At 59.3% G+C, this 7,493-nt stretch carries 9 protein-coding genes; 4 read left to right on the top strand and 5 right to left on the bottom strand.

Annotated elements, in window-relative coordinates:
* From Q0341_RS14435 to Q0341_RS14420, 4 genes are all read right to left on the bottom strand, one after another.
* Nucleotides 1-1,126: outer membrane beta-barrel protein (locus Q0341_RS14435; protein ID WP_299514719.1), on the bottom strand; the 1,126-nt coding region annotated here is incomplete at its 3' end.
* A gap of 95 nt (nucleotides 1,127-1,221) precedes the next feature.
* The gene (locus Q0341_RS14430) at nucleotides 1,222-1,347 is read right to left on the bottom strand and encodes a hypothetical protein (RefSeq protein WP_299514717.1); all 126 of its coding nucleotides are present in this window, start codon (nucleotides 1,345-1,347) and stop codon (nucleotides 1,222-1,224) included.
* Nucleotides 1,344-1,727, bottom strand: a complete 384-nt coding sequence (locus Q0341_RS14425; RefSeq protein WP_299514715.1) for a hypothetical protein — start codon at nucleotides 1,725-1,727, stop codon at nucleotides 1,344-1,346. The genes Q0341_RS14430 and Q0341_RS14425 overlap by 4 nt, the downstream gene beginning before the upstream one ends.
* A complete protein-coding gene (locus tag Q0341_RS14420) occupies nucleotides 1,727-2,053 on the bottom strand; it encodes a hypothetical protein (RefSeq protein ID WP_299514713.1) in 327 nt (108 codons plus the stop codon). Before Q0341_RS14420 ends, Q0341_RS14425 begins: the two co-directional genes overlap by 1 nt.
* Nucleotides 2,054-2,414: 361 nt before the next feature.
* Here Q0341_RS14420 and Q0341_RS14415 point away from each other — a divergent pair, with 361 nt between their 5' ends.
* The 4 genes from Q0341_RS14415 to Q0341_RS14400 all read left to right on the top strand — a co-directional run bounded on the left by Q0341_RS14415 (nucleotide 2,415) and on the right by Q0341_RS14400 (nucleotide 6,925).
* A complete protein-coding gene (locus tag Q0341_RS14415) occupies nucleotides 2,415-3,134 on the top strand; it encodes a Crp/Fnr family transcriptional regulator (protein WP_299514710.1) in 720 nt (239 codons plus the stop codon).
* 59 nt (nucleotides 3,135-3,193) lie between these two features.
* Nucleotides 3,194-5,797 carry a chemotaxis protein CheB gene (locus tag Q0341_RS14410; RefSeq protein ID WP_299514707.1) on the top strand — a complete coding sequence of 868 codons (2,604 nt, stop codon included), beginning with the start codon at nucleotides 3,194-3,196 and terminating at the stop codon, nucleotides 5,795-5,797.
* 62 nt (nucleotides 5,798-5,859) lie between these two features.
* Nucleotides 5,860-6,465, top strand: coding sequence for a PAS domain-containing protein (locus tag Q0341_RS14405; RefSeq protein ID WP_299514704.1), 606 nt, complete (start codon nucleotides 5,860-5,862; stop codon nucleotides 6,463-6,465).
* A gap of 145 nt (nucleotides 6,466-6,610) precedes the next feature.
* The gene (locus Q0341_RS14400; RefSeq protein WP_299514702.1) at nucleotides 6,611-6,925 is read left to right on the top strand and encodes a BON domain-containing protein; all 315 of its coding nucleotides are present in this window, start codon (nucleotides 6,611-6,613) and stop codon (nucleotides 6,923-6,925) included.
* Between the two features lie 90 nt (nucleotides 6,926-7,015).
* Here the strand turns inward: Q0341_RS14400 and Q0341_RS14395 are convergent.
* A partial coding sequence (locus tag Q0341_RS14395) for a hypothetical protein (RefSeq protein WP_299514701.1) occupies nucleotides 7,016-7,493 on the bottom strand: 478 nt, incomplete at its 5' end.

The raw sequence follows: 7,493 nt of genomic DNA, 5'->3' as shown, positions 1-7,493 counted from the left end.
CTGCGGTGTCGGGTTGCGATGAACCCACACCCACGGCTGTGACCAAGTTGGCCTTCATGCCACCCACTTGAACCAAGTAGTTGCGCACCGCTTCAGCGCGGCGTGTCGACAGTTTGGCGTTGTAGGCTTTAGAGCCCAGACGGTCGGTGTGACCGGTGATCTGCACCGCTTCTACATTGACGCCTTGGAGTTCACGCATCAGGTTGTCCAAAGCGCGTTTGCCATCGACTTGCAGGCTGTCTTGGTCAAAACCGAACAGCGAATCGGCTTGCAGCTTGACTTTGACCCAAGGCTTGGGCACCGGGGCGGGGGCGGGTGCCGGTGCGACGACCGGTGCTGGCGCCACTTCTGGTGCGGCGGCGACCGGCGCAGCGGGTTCGGCCACCGGTTCGGGCATCACCACGGGGGCCGGGCGCTCCACCACAGGCGGTACATAAGCGGTGCGCACGGGCTTGGCCGAGGAAGAGTGGCCGCCAAATCGGTACACCAAGCCCACGGAGATCAAGTCCACATTGACGCGCTCGCCAACAGCGTCGTTGACGTGGTAACGCTCGCCTTCCAAGCGCATGGTCAGTGCGGGGGTGAAGGCGTATTCAGTGCCAAAGCCATACTTGTAATGCGTGTCACGTTTGTTGGTGGGGGCCGCGCCCACAGCGCCACCGCCCGTGCCAACGAAGCTGCTTTTTGTTTGGGCATAGGCTGCGCCAACACGGCCCAACAAAGACCAGCGCTCGGTGATGGGCAAGGTGCCGACCAAGTCCAGGTTCAGGCCTTTGATGCGAGTGGCGCCAGAAAAAGTGCCGGTTGGCGTGGTGGCCGCGTCAAATCCGAAGCGACCCAGATCGAAGTAGCCTGCCTCCACCGCCCAGTGGGGGTTGATGGGCATGCCAATGTAGGCTTTGTAGGCGTTGCCTCGCTCGTCCTCGGACATGGCGCCGGCGGTGACGCCGGAGCCCAACAAAGTTTGTGCCGTGATGCCACTGTCAAACTTGGACTTGGACTGGCCTGCACTGATGCCGACATACATGCCGTTGTCAATGAAGGTTTCTTGGGCGTGCAGTCCGGTGCTGGCCAAAACGGCCAAGACCAAAAGAGACAGCCGGGGTTGGAAGGTGGAGGGGTTCATTTTTGTTGTCCAGTAAAAAGGGCGAAATGCCCGGGTCGAAAAAAGGGAAGTCGGTGGGTGCCTGCACGCTCAGCACGTCTTGGCCGCTGCCGCGCTCAAGGCCGGGCTTTGTCTTCCAGCAGGCGCTGCAATAGCAACAGCCAAGTCGGGTCACGCAGGGCCTGGGCGAGTCGGGCTCTTGAAAGCGCCAAACGCTGCACAGGGGTCAAGTCAGGCGTCATGCCGAATGCACTTGCCGAAGGGCTTGGATGTCCAGCGCAATTTGCGTCTGGATGTCCTTGAGCAAGGGCTGCATTCGCTGTTGGCTTGCCCACCACCAGCAAGCGCCACTGACGCACAAAGCCACTGCAGGCAGCGCCAGCAACACCCATAAATGGGGTGCATCGTGCAGCGCAAAAGCGCTCCACAACAACAAGGCTGTACCGCTGAAAATCAAGGCCAACATGAAACTCATGGCGCTCAAGCCGTACATGAACCAGCGGTTTTTGAGCATGCACAGATAGCGCGCCCCTGTCTCGCTGGCCAAGTCGGCGTACCCCAGGGCATGCGACTTGAGCAGGTCTGGCGGCAACAGCCACATTTTCAGCAGCAGCCTGAGCATCACTGCGGGCGTGAACGCATGAGCCAAGAGACCGCCAGAGCCGCCGCAGCACCGGTGGCCGAAGCGATCAACACGGAGCGGATCGGGTCGTGCTGAATGAAGTGCTCGGTGGTCACACGCATGTGACGGGCTTCTTTTTCGAGCTTGTGCTTGGCGTCTGACAAGGCCTCTTTGCCCGAATCTCCATAGTCGCTCAGTTCTTCTTTAATGCGGTGGCTCATGCGGCTGAGCGCTGGTTGCGCTTCGTCCAGCAGACCATCCACCTGTTGGGTTGCGCGGGCACCCAATGAAGACATTTTTTCGTGCGCAGTTTTAGCTTCTGACATGTGAACCTTTGAAGTGAAAAGAAGAAAAATAGACTTTCACTTTAGGCAAGGCCATGGCCTGCGTCTGTGGTTTGACACACCGAAGAGGTGTGTTTCATGGCATGCCCACACGCGCTCAGAAGTCAATAAAGATGGACGCGCACCAAAGGGGTGCAACACCACAAGTCTTTTCATGCGCCAGATCAAACCCGCCTCTTTTTTGTGAGCGCATGATGGTTCACCGCACAGGGCCAGTTGAATTTTTTGTTAAGCGCTGCTGCGGTACCTTGAATGGGACTTCATGACACGATTTCATGACACCGCCTCATCTCACGCCGTTCTACAAGACAGGCCGCATGAGGCCCACACTGCTCAAGCCAGAATGAGTGCGGGCACGATCCGGCCGCGCAACCAGCTGCTGGCTTGCTTGCCCGAAGCAGATTGGGTTCGCCTGATGCCTTTGCTCAAAAAAGTGGTGTTGCCTGCGGGTGAATTGTTGATCGAGGCGGGCACGTCTTTTTCACATGTTTACTTTCCGCTGAATGGCTTGGTGGCCTTGCACGGCCAGATTGAAAACGGCGGTACTTCTGTGTTGTCTCTGGTCGGCGTTGAAGGTTTTGTGGGGGTCTCCAGCTTCATGGGCGGCTTGTCCACCACCAGCAATGCCACCGTGTTTTCGGGCGGTGCTTTTTTGCGCATGCGCGGCGTTGACCTGCTGCAGGAGTTTGAGCATTCGGTGCCGCTCCTGCATTTGTTGTTGCGCTACACACAGACACTCATCACGCAGATGGCCCAGACCTCGGTGTGCAATCGCCACCACTCGGTCGAGAACGCGTTCATCCGCTTTTTGTTGCTGAGCCTGGACCGCTCGGAGGGCAACGAATTGCTGCTGACACATGAAAAAGTGGCCAACTTGCTGGGTGTGCGGCGCGAGGGGGTGAGCGAGGCGGCCATGCGCCTGCAACGCCAAGCGCTCATCAGTTATTCGCGGGGGCGCATCAAGGTGCTAGACCGGGCGGGCATGGAGTCACGCGCCTGCGAGTGTTACCAAGTGATCAAAACAGAATACGATCGCTTGTTGCCGATGCGATTGGCTGCTTGAAACCGCTCACTCTGAAATGCGCGCCATGATTGTTATTTTTGTCTGACACCCTCTCACTTTTGACCGCACACCCAGGCCCCTGCATTGTGGGCATTGGCGCATCGGCCGGCGGACTGGAGGCTTTGGAGAAGTTCTTCGCGCAGGTCCAACCCGACACGGGTTTGGCGTATGTGGTGGTGCAACACACCAGTGCCGAGCACAAGACCTTGCTGGGCAGTTTGCTACAGCGGATCACAAAGCTGCCGGTGCATGATGCGCAAAACGGTGTGGTGCTCGCCCCCAATCACATTTACGTGATGCCTACAGGTGGGCAGTTGCGTGTGGTGCGCGGTGTGCTGCATTTTCAACCGGCCAAAAAGTCAAGCAGTTCGCCGCAGGCCATTGACGGCTTCTTGCACTCCTTGGCCCAAGATCAGGCCCACCGGGCAGCGGGGGTGATTTTGTCTGGCATGGGGCACGATGGCACACAAGGCCTGCAAGCCTTGCACCGCGCCGGAGGCTTGTGTCTGGCCCAACAACCCGATACGGCCAGCTTTGATGCCATGCCGCAAAGCGCCATCGATTCGGGCTGCGTGGACACATGGGCTCCGCCGCAAGACCTGCCGCGCCTGATTGCACAGTGGGCCGCCCGCTCAAGCGAACCCAACAAACCGAAGGAAGCCAACGATGCCCAAGGCCCCATCGAGGCGGCGGGCCAGTCGACCTTTGTGCTGGCGGACGCATCCGAGCCTGCACCAGAGGTTTCCGATGCCGCCACAGAGGCGGCGTTGGCTGCGATTGTGGACTTGCTGCACCTGCACCTGAAACACGATTTTTCTTTGTACAAACCCAGCACCTTGCTGCGCCGTGTGGAGCGGCGCATGCATGTGCACCAACTGCACACCATGGCCGAATACCTGCAGCACCTGCAGCGCAACCCCCAAGAATTGGACGTGTTGTTCTCAGAAATGTTGATCGGTGTGACCTCGTTTTTTCGGGACCCCAAAGTATGGCAAGACTTGGCCACGCAGCTGGTGCCTGGCCTGCTCACAGCGTCCCGCCCTGGGCCTTTGCGCGCATGGGTGCTGGGCTGCTCGACAGGCGAAGAGGCTTACAGCCTGGCCATGCTGCTGCGCGAAGCACAAGATGCGGCGAACTTGCCGGCATTGACGGTGCAAATTTACGCCACCGACCTCAACCCCGCGGCCATCACCGTGGCGCGCAAAGGCTGGTACAGCGCGCAGGCCTTGAGGGATCTGACAGCGGCGCGGCGCGAACGGTTTTTTACAGCCCAAGATGACGGCTTCGTGGTGCACCCCGAGATCCGGGACTGGGTCATGTTCGCGCAGCACGACGTGATCGTGGACCCGCCCTTTACCCAGCTGGATTTGCTGCTGTGCCGGAACGTGTTGATCTATTTCAACGCCACGCTGCAGCGGCGTTTGATGCCCTTGTTTCACTTCAGTTTGCGTGCCGGTGGCCTCTTGGTGCTGGGCAGTGCCGAAACGGTGGGCCGCGCTCAAAACTTGTTCACCACCCTGGTGCCCCGCTCTAGGCTTTTTGGCCGCTTGGCACAAGCCACCTCACCGGGCGCGATGCTTTTCCCCGTTCACCTGCGTGTGCCTGCGCACACGCCATCTCAGGAGTTGCCCGTGTCTTCCACCACCTCACCGCCGGGGCAGAACCTGCAGTCTCTCGCCGACCAGGTCTTGCTGCAGGCGTTTTCGCCAGCTGCCGTGCTGGTCAATGCATCGGGCGACATTGTGTACATCAGTGGCCGAACCGGCCAATATTTGGAGCCTGCTGCAGGCAAAGCCAATTGGAATTTGCACGTCATGTTGCGTCCCGCCCTGCGCGCCCCCATTGGTCTGGCTTTGCGCCAAGCTTTGCAAGACCACCAGGCCGTGGTGCTTCATGGCTTGCCACTGCCAGCGGTGCGCTCTGGGCAACTGCAAGTCACGGTGCACCCCTTGCAAAAGCCTCAGGCCCTGGCGGGCATGGCGATGGTGGTCTTCAAGGAGCTGCCCACCACGCCTGGCCAGGCCAGGCCGGCCACAACCGTGGATGTGGGGACCAATGCCGAATTGCAAAATGCACAAGAAGAAATGCAAGCCCTGCGCCAAGACATGCAGGCGTCGAAAGATCAGATGCTCACGCTGCATGAATCGATGAAGCTGAGCAACGAAGAACTGCAATCGGCCAACGAGGAGCTGACGACAACCAAAGAAGAGGCGCAGTCGATGAACGAAGAGCTGCAGACCATCAACAGCGAATTGCAAACCCGGCTCGACGATCTGGCGCTGGCCCAAAGCGACATGCAAAATTTACTCAACAGCACCGACATCGCCACGCTGTTTTTGGACAACGCCTTGAATGTGCGCCGTTATACCGAACAGGCGGTGCCCATTTTTCATCTGCGCGAGGCCGATGTTGGCCGCCCCTTGAGCGACCTGGCCAACACGCTGGGCTACCCGCTGTTGTTGGACGACGTGAAAGAGACCTTGCGCAGCTTGACGCCTTGCACCAAGTCTGTGACGGCGACCGATGGGCGCTGGTTTTCGGTGCGCATCATGCCCTACCGCACCTTGGCCAACATGGTCAACGGCGCGGTGCTCACATTTGTGGACATCAGCTCCGCCAAAGCACTGGAGTTTCGTTTGCGCGAAACCCATGGCGCAGCTTGATGCATCACATCGAACCATGGCCCTTCAAGCCACTCCCTATCGTCCCCACAAAGATTGCCCTGATGACCCAAGCATTGACACCCCCCGTTCATCCCCAGTCGAGCCTGCGCGAACGCGCCAACACGCTGCTTCAAGCGCAAAGCACTGGCCTGAGTATCGGCAAGGACGCCAGCATGGCGCTGCGTGTTTTGTTTGACTTGGCTGCCACACCGGAGACGGCGCACGACGCCCTGGCTTTGCTGCACGAGTTGCAGGTGCACCAGGTCGAGCTGGATTTACAGAACGAAGAGCTGCAGTCTTCCCGCGTTGACCTGGAAGCGGCCTGCGAAAGGCAAATGCAACTGCACGATGCCTCACCCGGCGCGCAGCTGGTGCTGAACGCCAAGGGCGTGGTGCTGGAATGCAACGCGCAGACCTTGGCGCAATTGCGGCAAACCAAACCAAATGTTTGCGGCAAACCCTTGAGCGCTTGGCTGGTGGCGACCGACGTGCCGCGCCTGCAGGCTTGGTTGAACCAGGCCCTGGGGCAAAAAGAGGCCTCTTCGCTGGCCCTGATGCTGCGCTTGCCCGGCGGAATTGACTGCCCGGTGATTGCCGCCGCTCGCGCCAATCCGCTGGACAACGGAATCCTGCTGACTTGGGTGCCCGCGCCAGCTGATTTGAGCTGAGCCAGTGTGCTTTGGCGCACCGACCCCAGGCCTTCTATTTTCTAACATCAAAGGTCTTGAGTTGATGCCTGTGGGGGCGCAGTCTCAAGCATGGGGCCAGGCTCAGGCTTGGCCGATTTGACAGATTGCACGATAGGACTACAACATGATTCGAAAAAATACTTGGGCCACTTTGGCCGCCTCTCTGGTTCTGGTGTTTGCTTCTGGCTGCGCGGTCTCGCGTGGTCAAGAGTCGGTGGGATCTTTCATCGACGACACGGGCATCACCACTTTGGTGAAATCACGCTTCTTTGAAGACAAAGCTGTGGCGGGTTCTTCGATCAGCGTGGAAACCTTGAACGGTACGGTGATGCTGTCGGGCTTTGCCAAAAATGCTGCAGAACGCAACAAAGCCGAAACGATTGCCCGCAACGTCAAGGGCGTGACCTCGGTGCGCAACGAGATCGCGATCCGCCCTTGATCTGAGGTGGCTTTCGATCTGAATAAGAGTGGGCCTGCGGGCCCACTTTTTTACGTCAGGCTTTGCCCGATGACCGTTGCAGCCACAGATTCATTTTGTGGCCGCCCGTTTTCCGGCGGGCCGGGCCACTGCAAACACCGACACCAAGGGGTGGCTGTCGGGCAAGATGTAAACGATGCCTCGGGTGCCGCGAAAGGCGGGCGCTATCACCGTGCGCCAAAACAGCGTGGGCACATTGATGCACCCATACGTGATGCGATTGTCTTGCACCGTCGGCGAGGCCAAGCGCTCCAAGCGCCGCTCCTGGGCGTTGCGGCTGCGCACCGGGTGCATAGAGATGGCTTGCTCGTAATCCACCCACATGATGCTCTGCCCGGCCAAATTGCGGTCCAACTGGGCCACAAAACGCCCCGCAGGTGTGATGCGCGCTTCTGGAGGAATCTGGGACAAGGGCCGGTCACCCACGCCCTCTAAGCCTTCGTCACCCAAGGCTTGCCCCAGCAGCACAGGCGCATTGCCCAACAAGCGGCCTGTGCGATGGAAAACAAATACCCGTGCATGAATTTTG

Source organism: uncultured Limnohabitans sp. (genome assembly GCF_937889215.1).
Lineage (GTDB): Bacteria > Pseudomonadota > Gammaproteobacteria > Burkholderiales > Burkholderiaceae_C > Limnohabitans_A.
Note: the sequence above shows the minus strand (reverse complement) of the source record. Positions and strands in the feature narration are given on the sequence as shown.

What these genes read in the sequence shown, in the direction of transcription:
- Q0341_RS14430 (WP_299514717.1), bottom strand. Translation starts at nt 1,347, where the DNA reads ATGACGCCTGACTTGACCCCTGTGCAGCGTTTGGCGCTTTCAAGAGCC.
- Q0341_RS14400 (WP_299514702.1), top strand. Translation starts at nt 6,611, where the DNA reads ATGATTCGAAAAAATACTTGGGCCACTTTGGCCGCCTCTCTGGTTCTG.
- Q0341_RS14420 (WP_299514713.1), bottom strand. Translation starts at nt 2,053, where the DNA reads ATGTCAGAAGCTAAAACTGCGCACGAAAAAATGTCTTCATTGGGTGCC.
- Q0341_RS14425 (WP_299514715.1), bottom strand. Translation starts at nt 1,727, where the DNA reads ATGCTCAGGCTGCTGCTGAAAATGTGGCTGTTGCCGCCAGACCTGCTC.
- Q0341_RS14415 (WP_299514710.1), top strand. Translation starts at nt 2,415, where the DNA reads ATGAGTGCGGGCACGATCCGGCCGCGCAACCAGCTGCTGGCTTGCTTG.
- Q0341_RS14405 (WP_299514704.1), top strand. Translation starts at nt 5,860, where the DNA reads ATGACCCAAGCATTGACACCCCCCGTTCATCCCCAGTCGAGCCTGCGC.